The organism is Bradyrhizobium sp. dw_411 (assembly GCF_018449695.1).
Lineage (GTDB): Bacteria > Pseudomonadota > Alphaproteobacteria > Rhizobiales > Xanthobacteraceae > Bradyrhizobium.
In genome coordinates this window covers 55374-68728 of record NZ_JAAVUY010000016.1, presented here as the reverse complement: position 1 = coordinate 68728, position 13355 = coordinate 55374, and the positions used below count along the sequence as shown (strand labels likewise).

Annotated in this window: 13 protein-coding genes; 4 read left to right on the top strand and 9 right to left on the bottom strand. The window is 59.8% G+C overall.

Features of this window, described 5'->3' with window-relative positions:
• Positions 1–27: 27 nt before the first annotated feature.
• Positions 28–1260 carry an MFS transporter gene (locus HB676_RS25150; protein WP_213741157.1) on the top strand — a complete coding sequence of 411 codons (1233 nt, stop codon included), beginning with the start codon at positions 28–30 and terminating at the stop codon, positions 1258–1260.
• A 33-nt stretch (positions 1261–1293) separates the two neighbouring features.
• On the opposite strand, the gene HB676_RS25145 is transcribed toward HB676_RS25150, so the two are convergent.
• The 5 genes from HB676_RS25145 to HB676_RS25125 all read right to left on the bottom strand — a co-directional run bounded on the left by HB676_RS25145 (position 1294) and on the right by HB676_RS25125 (position 7722).
• Positions 1294–2937, bottom strand: coding sequence for a tetratricopeptide repeat protein (locus tag HB676_RS25145; protein WP_213741156.1), 1644 nt, complete (start codon positions 2935–2937; stop codon positions 1294–1296).
• Positions 2938–3075: 138 nt separating this feature from the next.
• Positions 3076–3390, bottom strand: a complete 315-nt coding sequence (locus HB676_RS25140; RefSeq protein ID WP_213741245.1) for a hypothetical protein — start codon at positions 3388–3390, stop codon at positions 3076–3078.
• 17 nt (positions 3391–3407) lie between these two features.
• Positions 3408–4196: a DUF4239 domain-containing protein gene (locus tag HB676_RS25135; protein WP_213741155.1), complete on the bottom strand. Its 789-nt coding sequence runs from the start codon at positions 4194–4196 to the stop codon at positions 3408–3410.
• Positions 4197–4524: 328 nt separating this feature from the next.
• Positions 4525–6381, bottom strand: coding sequence for a sensor histidine kinase (locus tag HB676_RS25130; RefSeq protein ID WP_213741154.1), 1857 nt, complete (start codon positions 6379–6381; stop codon positions 4525–4527).
• Positions 6382–6681: 300 nt separating this feature from the next.
• On the bottom strand, positions 6682–7722 hold the full coding sequence (locus HB676_RS25125; RefSeq protein ID WP_213741153.1) for an SMP-30/gluconolactonase/LRE family protein: 1041 nt from the start codon (positions 7720–7722) through the stop codon (positions 6682–6684).
• Between the two features lie 125 nt (positions 7723–7847).
• Between HB676_RS25125 and HB676_RS25120 the strand changes: the two genes are divergently transcribed.
• On the top strand, positions 7848–8351 hold the full coding sequence (locus HB676_RS25120) for a heme-binding protein (RefSeq protein WP_213741152.1): 504 nt from the start codon (positions 7848–7850) through the stop codon (positions 8349–8351).
• 37 nt (positions 8352–8388) lie between these two features.
• On the opposite strand, the gene HB676_RS25115 is transcribed toward HB676_RS25120, so the two are convergent.
• The 3 genes from HB676_RS25115 to HB676_RS25105 all read right to left on the bottom strand — a co-directional run bounded on the left by HB676_RS25115 (position 8389) and on the right by HB676_RS25105 (position 11133).
• Positions 8389–8574, bottom strand: coding sequence for a hypothetical protein (locus tag HB676_RS25115; RefSeq protein ID WP_213741151.1), 186 nt, complete (start codon positions 8572–8574; stop codon positions 8389–8391).
• A gap of 200 nt (positions 8575–8774) precedes the next feature.
• Positions 8775–9812 carry an ABC transporter substrate-binding protein gene (locus tag HB676_RS25110; protein ID WP_213741150.1) on the bottom strand — a complete coding sequence of 346 codons (1038 nt, stop codon included), beginning with the start codon at positions 9810–9812 and terminating at the stop codon, positions 8775–8777.
• Between the two features lie 82 nt (positions 9813–9894).
• A complete protein-coding gene (locus HB676_RS25105) occupies positions 9895–11133 on the bottom strand; it encodes an amidohydrolase family protein (RefSeq protein ID WP_213741149.1) in 1239 nt (412 codons plus the stop codon).
• Positions 11134–11265: 132 nt separating this feature from the next.
• Here HB676_RS25105 and modA point away from each other — a divergent pair, with 132 nt between their 5' ends.
• A complete protein-coding gene (gene modA / locus HB676_RS25100; protein WP_213741148.1) occupies positions 11266–12033 on the top strand; it encodes a molybdate ABC transporter substrate-binding protein in 768 nt (255 codons plus the stop codon).
• A 58-nt stretch (positions 12034–12091) separates the two neighbouring features.
• Here modA and HB676_RS25095 read toward each other — a convergent pair whose 3' ends face one another.
• Positions 12092–12409 (bottom strand): hypothetical protein, encoded by a 318-nt coding sequence (locus tag HB676_RS25095; protein WP_249780459.1) that lies wholly within the window; start codon positions 12407–12409, stop codon positions 12092–12094.
• A 173-nt stretch (positions 12410–12582) separates the two neighbouring features.
• Here HB676_RS25095 and HB676_RS25090 point away from each other — a divergent pair, with 173 nt between their 5' ends.
• Positions 12583–13353 (top strand): substrate-binding domain-containing protein, encoded by a 771-nt coding sequence (locus HB676_RS25090; protein ID WP_213741147.1) that lies wholly within the window; start codon positions 12583–12585, stop codon positions 13351–13353.
• Positions 13354–13355 lie beyond the last annotated feature (2 nt).

The window sequence follows — 13355 nt, the reverse complement described above, 5'->3', positions numbered from 1 at the left end:
TTTGCCGCGATCACGGGAAGCACGACGATGACCGTCAGCGGCGATCCCGTGCCTATCAGCGATCGCACCCTGGTCGGGGGACTGGCTGTCAAATGGCGCGTCCTGATCAGCGGCTTTTTGACCTACATGTTCGACGCGTTCGACTTCATGATCCTGGCCATGTCGTTGCCCCTGATGATCAAGGAATTGGGTATCACGATGGCCGACGCGGGCCTGCTGGGTACCGCGACGCTGCTCGGGGTCGGGCTGAGCAGTATTATCATGGGATGGTTCGCCGACAATTACGGCCGCCGGAACGCGCTGATCGCCGGCATCGCGGTCTTCGGCCTGTTTACAGCCGCGACCGGTCTCGCGCCTGGATATTCCTCGATCCTTGTCCTGCGCTTCATCGCCGGCATCGGCCTGGGCGGCGTGTTCGGTGTCATCGCAGCGTTGGTCAACGAGACCTGGCCGGCGAACCAGAGCAGTCGCGCCGCGGCTTTCGTGTTCTCGTCATGGTCGCTCGGCTTCGGCTCGGCCGCGTTGCTCGCCGGCTTCGTGTTGCCGCGTTACGGCTGGCGCGTCATGTTTTTCTGCGGCGCCGTCGCTTTGCTGGCGGCGCTCTATACTTATCTGTACGTGCCGGAGTCGCAGACCTGGAAGGAGGAAAAAAAGTCCCGCCAGATTGCCGGAGCCGCGAAAGTCCCGATCACCGAGATATTCTCGGCCGGCCTGCTGCGCTTCACAATATTCGGTACGCTGTCATCGAGCTTCGCACTGATCGGCTATTGGGGAGTCAACACCTGGGTGCCGACCTTCCTGGTCGAGGAGCGCGGCATGGACGTTACCCACATGTCGATGTTCGTGGTGATGCTGAACGTCGGCATGTTCATCGGATATCAGGTATTCGGATTTCTGGCTTACAAGATCGGCGGGCGCAAGGCGCTGATCGTCAACTTCATCGGCGCCACCATCATGGTGCCGATTTACGCCACCGTAACCGACCCCAATCTGGTGCTGTGGATGGGCCCACTGATGGCGTTCTTCTTCGGCTATTCCGGCATTTACGCGTCGTATTTCGCCAAGCTTTATCCGATGCATGTCCGCAGCCTGGGTACCGGCTTCTGCTTCGATGTCGGTCGCGGCATTTCGGCATTTTCGCCATTTCTGATCGGCTTCGTCGCGACCTCATTCAGCCTCGCCGTCGGCATCGCGTTCTGCGCCGGCAGTTTTGCCCTGGCCGGCGTGATGATGCTGTTCCTGCCCGAGACCGATGGCTGAAGAGACAGACGGCTGAGAGCGGGTCATACCTGCTCAGGGCATCACGCCAAGCGCTCTCAACTCGGCATTCGCGGCCTCCCACTCGTTGAAACCGTGCGGGCAATCGCTGGCCGCCAGACGAAAAAGGCCGATGGCTTCCTCTTTCAACCCTTTCGTCAACGAAAGCTCCCCGCCGTAGAAATTCACCTCGCAGACCTGGCCCTGCTTTTTGCCACCGTCCGGATCATCGGCCGCCGCAAGCACGGCAGTAGGCGTTATCTGGTTCATGAACAATTTGACGACGGGCGCCGGCCAGACGGTCATGTCGATCCTGGAACCGGTTTGCACCAGACGGCTCGGGAGATTGCTGCGCCGGCCGGCGATATCGGCCCACAGCGCCAGATAGGCATCGTCAGGGACATACGCACTTGCCTGGTTAAAATCGGCCAGCGCCTTTTCGGCCGAGCCGGCAAACAAGTATGAAAGCCCGCGTGCAAAGTAGACCGCCGGCGGCTTCGGATTAAGCCGGATCGCCTCGTCGAAATCCGCGATCGCGCGCTTGAAGTCGCCCTTGGCGCGATACGCGATACCTCGACCGTAGAAGCCGTCGGGATCTTTGGGATCCCGCCGGATCGTCTCACTGAAATCGGCGATAGCGTGGTCGAGATCGCCCTTGTCGCGATAAGCAATCCCGCGATAGTGGAAGGCGCTGGCATCTTCGGGATCGAGCCGGATCGCCTCACTGTAGTCGGCGATGGCGCGATCATTATCGCCCTTGGCGCGGTAGGCGGCAGCCCGATTGTGGAAGGCCACGGCGAATTTTGGATCGAGCCGGATTGCCTCGTTGAAGTCCGCGATGGCGCGGTCGTTGTCGCCCTTGTCGTTGTAGGCATACCCTCGATGCTGGAAAGCCCTGGCGCGTTTGGGATCGAGCCGGATCGCTTCGCTGTAGTCGGCGATGGCGCGGTCGTGATCACCCTTGTCGTTGTAAGCGCTGCCGCGATGATCGAAGGCCATGGCCGATGTGGGATCGAGCCGGATCGCCGCATTGAAATCGGCGATGGCACGGTCGTTGTCGTTCTTTGCGCTGTAGATCATCCCTCGGCCGATGAAGGCCTTGGGGTGGCTGGGATCGAGCCGGATCGCCTCACTGACGTCGGTGAGGGCACGGTCGTTGTCGCCCTTGGCGCTGTAGGCGCCACCTCGATTGCTGAAGGCCTCGGCAAATTTGGGATTGAACCGGATCGCCGCGTTGAAGTCGGCGATGGCATGGTCGTAGTCACCCTTGTCGCTGTAGGCGTTACCTCGATTGTTGAGCGCCAAGGTCAATTTGGGATCGAGCCGGATCGCCTCGCTTAAGTCGGCGATGGCGCGGTCGTTGTCGCCCTGCTCGTTATAAGCGGCCCCCCGATTGCTCCAGGCCATGGCGATCTTGGGGTCAAGCCGGATCGCTTCGCTCAAATCGGCGATGGCGCGGTCAAGGTCGCCCTTTTCGTGATAGGCGGCACCTCGGTTGGTGTAGAAAGCCGCCAGACGGCTGCCCTTCCATTTCCCCGAATTGATGCTCTGCGAGCAATCGACGATCGCAGCATCGGGATTGCCCGGCGCATCGCAGTCAGCGCCTGCCAGGGCCGAATAATTCAGGCATAACGTTGCGGCAAAAAGAGCGCTCCAAAATCTCCAATCCGCTGGCCTCATGCCATCTCCGTGGACAAACTTTAGTATTCTGGAATAAGTGTCGGTATTTGCCGTTCCGGTTCAGATTCAATTGGGCAAAATCACACCCCGAGATGGTCGGCTGAGGGTACCGGTCGGATTGACGCCGGCCGCTGGTTTCTAAGGTATCACCGGCTTCCAAAACGCGGCGATCGGGGTCAGCGGAAGCCGGCTGGCCGCCACCCTGCTCTCGTCCGCTTTCACGTCAACAGTAAACATGACTGCTTTCGCTTCCGATGTCGGAAATGGGCCAAAAGCCGGCATCACCACACGTAACGCGTAACGCGCCACACCCTTGCCGGCGTAGGATGAGGTGACGTTGGAGAACTCGCCTTCGAATGCCGCGGAAGCCGACCAGCCGTTGCGCCACTTCATCTCGATCGAAGCGGTGACACCGGTCTGTGCAACAGCAAAGTCAGGGAAAGTTGCTGTCATCACATCCCAAACATACCTCACCGCTTCGTCGGTTCGTCGGGCATGATTTGCAGCAATGAGCCCGGGCCTATGGAAATCTGGCCGGTGAACGGCCGATCATGTGCGACGATCAGCACTACCGAAACGGCGACACCGGTCGCAAACAGGGCCAATGCGATGGCGGATGACAGCCTGTTGTCGCAGTGTACGATTGCGATCACGAGCAATTCGCACACTGCCTGCAGATACAGGCACCACCATTTGACCGGATTAACCTGAGACTGGCTGATAATGATCCGTTGCCGGCGTGCATCCAGCGCGGTGCCGAGTGCGGAAATGATTTCACGTTGCGCCGTCTGCTGACCCGCGCCCTGTGGCGACATCGCGACAACCAGTTGCAGCGCCTCGGCGAGCGCCGCTGGCGCAGCCCTCAGAGAGGCCGTCTGGTGCGCCATGTCAGGCCATTCCACCGTCGCCGCCTGCTCGATATAGCTGCGAACAAGGCCCAGCAGCCGCACCTCCTGCTCGTCCGGCAGGCCGGCAGCCAGCAGCGTTACCGCTCGCAGCGCGCTGGCCTCACGGCTGACTGCAGCACCAGCATGATCATTGTCGGCCCAGACCTGCGCCGCGGTAAACGCAACGAACAGGCCGAAGATAATGCCGAGCACCGGAAGCATTCCGGGAGAAACCGCTTTAAAGGATTTGGCGCGCTCTCCGGTTGCGAGCGCCGTCACGGCAACGAAGACAGCCGCGGCAAGCAGATAGGTAAAGCCAAACACGACAAGCGCCATCCATGGCACCGGCAGATAGTGTATCCAGTCGCTCATCGCAGTCCCCCCTTCCCATCGCTTTATCAAAGCACAGCGGGTACGTTCGGGACAGACCCATGTCGGCTTCGGGTCAATCGCGAACGTAGACCAGCGCCCTACCCTCCGTTCGCTCTTCCTCCCCAAGCGGACCTTGCCGCGTCGTTGCCGAAGTCTGATAAGTGCCCATCAACCGACGTCGCGATGCAGAGGCCGCAACGAAAAGCCGCCAGAAGGCGGCTCAGCCACAAGCGGAAATCGCCGGGCGTGCGAAAGGTCACGCGTCGCGAGAATAGCCGGCAGTATTTCCGTCACGCCTCCAGCCGTAACGCCAAAGTCCGAAAGCCCCTTAAGCAAGCGGCAGCCGGAGCCGAAAGACCGCGCCGCCCCCGGGCTGATTTTCTGCCGTTATGCGGCCGTTATGGGCTTCAACGATGGTTCGGACAATGGACAAACCCATCCCCATGCCGTTAGGCTTCGTCGAGTAGAACGTCTGAAAGACGTCATTGAGTTTGTTTGAATCAATTCCAGGGCCATTATCGGATACGTAGAGTTCTGCCTGCCGGTCAACTGTCGCTGTCCCTATCTTGATTCGTCGCTCGGAGACCCGCTTGCTTGAGAGAGCGTCGACCCCGTTGACAATAAGATTTAATAGAACCTGCTGAAGCTGAACTGGATCGCCTTTGACGGTCAAAGGTTCCGGGGGTCGCGAGTATGCTATCTCGATCTGCCGGGATACGGTGAGGCCAGAGAGCAGTTCAAGCGTTTCGACGACAATGTCATTCAGGTCGACGATCTTCGGTTCAAATGGTGTTTTTTGCAGAAGGGCCCGAACCCGCTCGATTACGTCGTCGGCTCGCCGGTCATCGCGGCAAATGTCGGAAACGATTTCTTGGAGTTCATTCAAATCCGGTGAAGGAGATTTGAGGATGGCCTCCATTGTTTCGGCGTTTGCGAGAATAGCTCCCAGAGGCTGCTTGAGCTCATGCGCGATAGTTGCAGTCAGTTCACCCACGGTGGAGACGCGATTAACGCGCGCAAGTTCGGTCAACCGCTGCCGCGCAACCAGTTCGGCTGCCTGAGTGCGGCGGCGTTGATAGAGCAAACCGGAGATCAAGGCCGCCTGCACAAGCATTACTGCCGAAACGAGAAGTATCAACGAGCGATACCTCTCCCAAGCTGACGCCTCGCGGAACCAGACCTGGCTACCTGATGGAAGAAGGCTTTCGTTGATTTTCCAGCGTTGCAGCAGTCTCCAATCGTATTTTGGTGCAGCGAACCGAGTGGGAGGCACCGGTATGTCGCCCGCCCTTTCTCCGGCCAGGATGCGAACAGCAACGGAAGCCGTCTTCTGGCTGATGTCCTGCACCGAGTACATCGGCCCACCGACCACCTCTCGCCCGAAAAAACCGTCGTCATAGGAGAAGATCGGAGCATTTGCTACCGCATAGAGCCTCTTCAGGCCGGTATCCCCTTCATAGGCCACGCCAGCGACATCGACGTTCATTAAATGCCAGAAGATCGCCGACTTTGGTGCCAGCGATGCGGCCTCCTTCAAAACGGCTTCGAAAGGCATACCCTCGTACCAGAGCAGTTTGATACGATTTGCAAACGGTTCCAGCTCTCGCTTTAATTCACCCAACCAGAACTTTTCGTTCGGCGATGCCCCGTTGACAATGACGATAGTCTGCGTGTCAGGCAAAAGCCGAAGAATGTTCTCGAAGACAGCCGCGTAGTCATGAGCTACTGCGACAACGGCATCATTAGCGGTGAGGTCGTCCGAACGAACACGCCGCTGCTCAACTGCTGTCAGAATGATCGGAGTTTGAGGAAATAGTTCGCCACGATGTCGCTGAACGAAATCAGCCGCTGGCGCACCGATGGCGATGATGAGGTCATGCTGACGCTGGGCACCGAGCGCGTTGAGATATTCGACGAAGGGCACTTCGGGATTTTTATCGATCGATCGTGCCGCCACGAGCGGGTGGTCACTAATGTTCAAGGGCCACCGCGACTGCCTTGAAAGTTCGGAGCGAATGGTTCTGGCGTATTCCCCCCAAGGCCTGAAATCCTGGCCGAACGAGTGAAGGATCATTATTTGTTTGTCTTCAATCCCGGCGGCATCTGCCGGTGGCGCGGCAAATATCGCCAGCACGTAAGCGGCACCGATAGCTCGAGCGCAAGGGATGAAATTATCGAGGATCATCAGCAGCCACGCTAGAACCTGGCACGAGACACCTCGATGCCTGCTCGTTGGAGCAGTGTGGGCTGAAATGCAGGCTTGGTCAATAAACGCAGGCTTACGGATAGTTTCCTTGAGAATGAAACAGTGAGTAGTCCAATGCGACGCGTCCGCTCCGGATCATCTGCGGAAGTCGAGTGACGGCGCTGCCTTCGTCCGCTCGCCCTTCAGCAACGGACATTGAGAATGAGCGGTCTTATCCAACACGGGACCGGCGCGGTATCTCCATCAACATCCAAATAGAATCCCGGCTGCTCGTTCAGTTCAACGACTGTTCGGCACTGCATCATTCCAATGCGCCATCGGCAGCCCTGCTACCGGAGCGGTAAACACCGGCAGCCTTGTGCCGCGCAGCGAGCCGATCGCGACTTGGCGCAGATCGTTTCCGAAAAACGTCAGGCTCGCCATCCACGGCGCAATCGTGCCGCCGCAGGCGAGCATCAATTCCGGCGTGGCTTGTCCCTTGTAAAACGCGTCCATCAGCCTTTTCGATGCCTCGGCCGGGGCATCGTCCAGCAAAATCCGCAATTCGCCTTCCGGCGTCAGCGCGAAGATCCGGTCGGCCATGACATGGGTGCCCCACAGATTTCCGTAAGCATCGAACGTAATGCCGTCGATCGGCGCGCCATGATCCTTAGGCCCGAAGGTCTGGCGGTCGCTCAGCGTGCCATCGGGGGCCGCCCGCAGACGCGTGATACAGGGGCCGCAAGTCTCGACCACATACAGCCATTCTTCAGTGGCATCGAAACGAATCTCGTTCGTAAAGCGAAAGCCATCGGCGACGATGCGAAGCCTGCCGCTGTCGGGCTCGTAAAGCGCCACGTAGCCGTCGGCGAGATCGGGACGAAGCGCCTTCATCCAGTTCTGGATGCGGGTCGAGACCGTGATCCAGTAGCGGCCGCGGCTGTCACGCAGCACGAAATTCACCTTGCCGATCGGCTGGCCGTCGATCCGATCGACCAGAACGCGCGTGTGTCCTTCGCGCGTCATCAGTTCAAGCCGGTCGGTGCCGAAATTCGACACCACGATGTCGCCATTTGGCGCGAACGCCAGCCCGTTCGGCAGCGTGCCGGCGGTAAACCGCTCTTCATCGGACGACTTTGAAGCAAAGTCGGCTGCGACCGCTTGCGTAATCAGCGACTGCGTCCCGTCAGGCCGGATCTGCATGACCCCTCCCCGCGCGTCGGCGCTCCAGAGCGATCCGTCCCGCTCGGCCAGAATACATTCCGGGCGCTGCAGATCGTGTCCGACATAGCTGATCGCGTCACGGTCGATGCGGAAGCCGTCGATGGGATTGGATCTCATGGTTTCGTCCATTCGGGTTTTGCCGGCACGGGTCCCGGTTGCTATTGAGTTATAAAACTCGGTCTCATAGAGTAGCATGTCTCAAGAGGCCGCAGGTCTCACAGAAACTTAAAAGGGGGAAAACCATGACAATTTTCAAACTTCGTCACGCCATGATGGCTTGTGCCGCCGTCTGTATCGGTTCGGCGGCCACTCCGGCGAACGCCGAACTGCTCAGCCACAAGGACCTGACGGCTTCCATCGCGATTGAAATCGCGCAAACTGCCATGGCGACATGCAAGACCAACGGCTACGCGGTTTCGGTGACGGTGGTCGGCCGCGCCGGTGAAATCATCTTGCAGGTGCGTGGCGACAATACCGGCCCGCACACCTTCGAGAACAGTTTCCGCAAGGCCTATACCGCGCGCACGTTCCGCGCGCCGTCAGGTGCTTTGGTCGACCGCCTGAAGGCCGATCCGACGCTGGGACTGATCCATCTGACCAACGTGATCGCCAATCAGGGCGCGCTCCCGATCAAGGTCGGAGAAGACGTGATCGGCGCCGCCGGCGCATCGGGCGCACCCGGTGGCGAAAAGGACGAGGCTTGCATCAAGGCCGCGCTCGACAAGGTCGCAGACCAACTGAAGTAAGCCTGCGATCTCTACCAAGGCCGTTCCGGCGCTCAGCTCAACCAGCTTTATTCAGGCTGTCGACGGGTATTGAGCTGAGCCGCTTGGAGGCCAGAGACCGGCCTTCATATCGCGCCTCGTATTTCAGAGCGAGGTCGAGCAATCGCTTTTTGGTGAACTCATCGGCGGTGTCTGCCATCAGCCGGCACCGCTGCGCCATTTCCTTTAAGTCTTCCTGTTTCATGACTTGACCATATCGTTTGAACCGACCGGTTTTTCGTCATGCCCCGGGTCAAGCCCGGCCATGACGAGCTTAGCTCGAAAGCCCCCATCCTATTAGCTGCATTTTGAGTGAGACCAAAGGTGATGGCCAAATGCGTCAAGCGCATTGTTGAGCGTATGGTTAAGCGCCCCGATGCAGGGCGCCTTAAAAACAATAACGGCTCATTGCCCGGTACCCTGAAGCGCCTTTTCGACAAACCGGTTATCGTAAGTCGCTGACATCTTGATGTCAGCCTTGGCGATGACAGGATCGAATTTGAACAGCGCCTTCAAAATATTGTCCGGCGCCTCGCGCGGCATCAGACCGTCGCGCGAAAAGCTCGACAGATTATTCTGCAGCGCCTGCCGGTAAACGGCCTGGTTGTTCTGGTAAAAGTCTGGGGGCACCTTGGCGATGATTTCATCAGGCGTGGCCGCCGCCATCCACTTCAGCGTCCGCACCATCGCATTGGCGATCGCCTGCACGGTATTGGGATTGCCGGTCAGGAACGCCGAAGGCGCATACAGGCTGCCGGACGCATACTCTCCGCCATAGACGGCCCGTGTCCCCTCCGCAGTGCGGCTGTCGACGGCGACAACGATATCGCCTGCCATCGTCAATTCAGTGATCGCAAGATCGAGATTCGAGATCGCGTAGAGTTCACCCGGGCGTTTCATCGCCGCAACAGCAACTGCGCCGGCGCCGACGGTGATCGTGGTGACGTCGCCCGGCTGCAGCCCGGCATTGGCCAATATCAGATTGAGGAACGTCTGCGTCGCCGAACCCGGGCCGGTGATGCCTATCGTCTTTCCTTTCAGATCGGCGGGAGACTTGTAGTTCCCAGCCTGTTCCTTTGAAATTCCGAGCACGTTTTGCGGATAGCGGCCGAACAGCACCACGCTTTGCATACTCTGGCCCTTGGCCTGCATCCGCACCGTGTTCTCGTAGGCGCCCGCGACAATGTCGGCGCTGCCGCCGAGGACGGATTCCAGCGCTTTCGAGCCGGCATTGAAATGCTGCAGTTCGACATTGACCCCGGCGGCATCAAAATAGCCCAGCCGTTTGGCGAGCACGACCGGAAGGAAATATATCTGCGCGGGCGGCCCCGATACGGCAATGACCACTTTCGTCTTTTCGACGGTCTGCGCTTGCGCAAACGAGCCCGTTATCAATGACGTGACCAGGATACAAGCCACGCGGGCAATCAGGCTCAAGCGCATCGACGATCTCCACTCCGTCAGGGCATTCCCCGACCGGCTGCAACTTATCCGGTGCGGCGCTGGCGGACCATTTTGCATTCGATCAGGTTGCAGCAAATTTTCCTACATGCGCCTCGCAACATGAGAAGAAATACTTTCGCTGTGGCGGCGGCGTCTGGCGGCTGCGCCCGCTGACCAGTATTTCGCCATTGGCGATCACATAAGCGATGCCGGGCAAGTCGCCATGCGCGATCGCGTCCGCAACGCTTGTCCCGGCCGAGCCCTGCACCGGACCGCAGATCACGATGTCAGCGGGCCAGCCCGGGGCCAGAATACCGACGTCGAGACCGTGTGCCCTGGCGGTATTGCCGGTCGCGATTGCAATCGCCTCGGCCGGCGACACGCCGCACACCGAACAGATGAAACAAAGCTGACGCAGCATGCCGCGCGGAATCACGCCGGTGCCGCCAGGCGTATCGGTGCCGAGCGTCAACCGCGCCAGCTTGTTGGTGTCCTTGAGGCGGCGGACCGCGCGTTGGGTCGAGCCATAATTGCCCGACGAACAGATCTCGAGCGCGAAGTCCGTGGTATCGATGACCTTGTCGAGATCATCGTCGCTCATCGGGATCGGCCCGCCGCTGATATGCGCGGCAATGTCGGGCTTGAGCCACTCCAGCGTGTCATAGCCGCACATTTCGCTGAGGCCCGAGCGCGAAACGCCGCCGGTGTGTACCTTGATGCGGATTCCGCGCGCGCGGCACCAGGCATTGTAACGCAGCGCCTCTTCCTTGTTGGCCGCCAGCGGATAGAACAGATATTTCGCGAGAATTGAATTGGCCGCAGCCAATCGGTCGAAATGCGATTCCGTCATCCCCGGCACCAGAATGACGGTGCCGGCATAGACTTTCGCACCGCTCCAGCGGATGCGGCCCGTGGTCGCCGCGGTCACCACCGCCAGCGATGTGACGAGGTCGGGGGTGAGGTTTTGATAATCGAGCCCCGGCACGTGCAGTTCGCAAGCCGAGATCATGGTCGTCGTGCCGCCATGCACGTAATTGCCGATCCAGCCGATGGTGTCCTGGGTGGGCGTCCATTCGCCGAATACCGGATGGACATGCCCGTCGACAAGCCCGGGCATCACAGCGCTGTTGCCGGCGTCGAGGACGCTGTCGGCCTTGGTGTCGGCGGGAGGGTCGAGTTCGGCGATGCGCTCGCCGTCGATCAGGATCGACTTGACCGGTTTTTGAGGGTTCGCCAGTTCGCCGGTAAAGAACTCGCCGATGTTCTTGATCAGAAGTGTGGACAGCGGCGTCTCCTTTTGGTGCGAAAACCGTCCATGCATCTACCACTTTGCGACCGTGAGCACGAGGTGCATGATCCCGCTGCGCCGGCCTATTGAGCGAACGAACAGATTTGCTACGGTGCCCGCCGGGCACGAGGCAAAATAGCCCTGCGGATACTGGAGAACAAAAAAATGCGCTACAAGATCTTGCTGCTCGCCAGCGCCGTCGGGGCCGTCCTTTGCACACATGTGGCGCAAGCCACCGAGCTGAAGCTGCTCACCGCCGGTGCGTTCAAGGCCACTGTCGTGGCGCTGATCCCCGAATACGAGAAGGCCAGCGGCAACAAGGTTGTGGTCGAGAATGAAACTGTCGGCGGACTGATGAAGCGGATTCAGGGCGGCGAAAAGTTCGATGTGGTGGTGATGACCCCCGAGACCGTCGACCAGCTCATCGGCGAAGGCAAGGTAACCGCGGGCAGCCGTATCAATCTGGCGCGGGTCGGCGTCGGCGTCATGGTGAAAACCGGCGCAGCCAAGCCCGACATTTCCACCGTCGACGCTTTCAAGAAGGCCGTGCTCGACGCCAAGTCGATCAGCTTCATCGATCCCGCCAGCGGCGGCTCCAGCGGCATCTATGTCGAGAAGCTGCTCGAGCGCTTGGGGATAGCCGATCAGGTCAAGCCAAAGGAAAAACTCAAACAGGGTGGCTATGTCGCCGATTATGTCGAGTCCGGCCAGGCCGAGCTTGGCATTCACCAGATCAGCGAAATCCTGCCGCATGCCGGCGTGACGCTGGTCGGACCGCTGCCGAAGGAAATTCAGAACTACACGGTTTACGCCGCCGGCATCGGTGCAGGCACCAAGGAAGGCGACGCCGCCAAGGCCCTGATCGCTTCCCTGGTCGGCCCATCGGCGCAGGCGCTGTTCAAATCGAAGGGCATGGAGCCAGGCGCCGATTAGGCCGCCTCGCCCCACCCTATTCGCCGCTTCAGTATTTTCGCTTCAGTATTCCTTGCCCTCACCGGGCGCGATTCTCTGCGGGCACCAGCTTGCGCTTCACCGGCCGGAGTGCGGCGAGCTTCGCCACGGTTGGCTTCGCAACCGGTGCGCGCCGTGGAATAATGAACCGGTCCACCAGAATGGGTTCGTGATCGCCGAGCCGGGTCCGCTCCTCGACCAGGAAGCTCATCACCACGCGCATCTTAAGGACTTCTTCAGCCACGAAGGAGCAATCGTCATCCCGGTTGATCTGCTCGCGCATGATGGCTTCCGCCTCCAGCATACTGACCCTTAGTGCCCTGATTTGCTTACGAATTTCGTTGATGCGATTGTCCATGTCTGCTCTCCCGTGTGGACGAGCATCATAAGAACAAAACATGAACAATGAGTCAATAGGGTGAAGTGAGCGCCTGACATTGTGATCGAGGATTATCGTGGCGACTGGCTGTGACGGTGGCGAGTGAGCGATGCCCGTGCCAATGGTACGAAAAACCTCATGGAAATCGATCAATGCCGCTTTCGAAAATAGTTCGCCTCCTTGCAAGCCTCACCGTACTCCTCGCCACGCAACTTCCCGCGATGGCGCAGGAGCCTGTTCGCGTGCTGGCGACGGGCGTTTTTGCCACCGCTCTGGAATCGCTGGCAGCTCCCTTCGAAGTGGCACGCGGCACCAAAATCCAGCTATCGATCGGCAATGCCGGCGAAGTCGCCGCGCGCGTCGCTGCCGGCGAGCCCGCCGATCTCGTGATGACATCTTCGGCCGGCATCAAGGCGCTCGCCAAACAAAACGCGGTCGCCGATGAAGTCGCGATCGGCAAGATGCGGCTTGGGGTCGCCATCCGCACAGGCGCGGCGAAGCCGGATTTCTCCTCGACTGAGGCGCTCAAGGCGCTTTTGTTGTCCGCCGACAAGATCGCCTATATCGACCCGAATGGCGGCGGCACGGCGGGCCCCGCTTTCGAGAAGATACTGGTCTCGCTCGGCGTCGCCGATGCCGTGCATGCCAAGGCCGTCCTCGGCAAGACCGGCGAGGAAATCGTCAAAGCGGTTGCATCCGGGGCGGCTTCGATCGGCATGACGCAAGCCAGCGAGATCGTCGGCCGAAATGGCGTTGACTTTGCGGGTTATCTGCCGGACGCGCACAACGTCACGACGGTCTATTCTGCCGCGCTTGCGACGCGATCGGCGAACCCGAAAGCGGCTTCCGCTTTTCTGGAATTTGTCACCAGCCCGATCGGGGCCGATCAATTTCGCCGGGCCGGCTGGGATATCGAGCGATAGAA

Bases quoted from the DNA above. Each gene is read 5' to 3' on its own strand.
- HB676_RS25150 (WP_213741157.1), top strand. From the start codon at position 28: ATGACCGTCAGCGGCGATCCCGTGCCTATCAGCGATCGCACCCTGGTC.
- HB676_RS25145 (WP_213741156.1), bottom strand. From the start codon at position 2,937: ATGAGGCCAGCGGATTGGAGATTTTGGAGCGCTCTTTTTGCCGCAACG.
- HB676_RS25140 (WP_213741245.1), bottom strand. From the start codon at position 3,390: ATGACAGCAACTTTCCCTGACTTTGCTGTTGCACAGACCGGTGTCACC.
- HB676_RS25135 (WP_213741155.1), bottom strand. From the start codon at position 4,196: ATGAGCGACTGGATACACTATCTGCCGGTGCCATGGATGGCGCTTGTC.
- HB676_RS25130 (WP_213741154.1), bottom strand. From the start codon at position 6,381: ATGATCCTCGATAATTTCATCCCTTGCGCTCGAGCTATCGGTGCCGCT.
- HB676_RS25125 (WP_213741153.1), bottom strand. From the start codon at position 7,722: ATGAGATCCAATCCCATCGACGGCTTCCGCATCGACCGTGACGCGATC.
- HB676_RS25120 (WP_213741152.1), top strand. From the start codon at position 7,848: ATGACAATTTTCAAACTTCGTCACGCCATGATGGCTTGTGCCGCCGTC.
- HB676_RS25115 (WP_213741151.1), bottom strand. From the start codon at position 8,574: ATGAAACAGGAAGACTTAAAGGAAATGGCGCAGCGGTGCCGGCTGATG.
- HB676_RS25110 (WP_213741150.1), bottom strand. From the start codon at position 9,812: ATGCGCTTGAGCCTGATTGCCCGCGTGGCTTGTATCCTGGTCACGTCA.
- HB676_RS25105 (WP_213741149.1), bottom strand. From the start codon at position 11,133: ATGCATGGACGGTTTTCGCACCAAAAGGAGACGCCGCTGTCCACACTT.
- modA (WP_213741148.1), top strand. From the start codon at position 11,266: ATGCGCTACAAGATCTTGCTGCTCGCCAGCGCCGTCGGGGCCGTCCTT.
- HB676_RS25095 (WP_249780459.1), bottom strand. From the start codon at position 12,409: ATGGACAATCGCATCAACGAAATTCGTAAGCAAATCAGGGCACTAAGG.
- HB676_RS25090 (WP_213741147.1), top strand. From the start codon at position 12,583: ATGCCGCTTTCGAAAATAGTTCGCCTCCTTGCAAGCCTCACCGTACTC.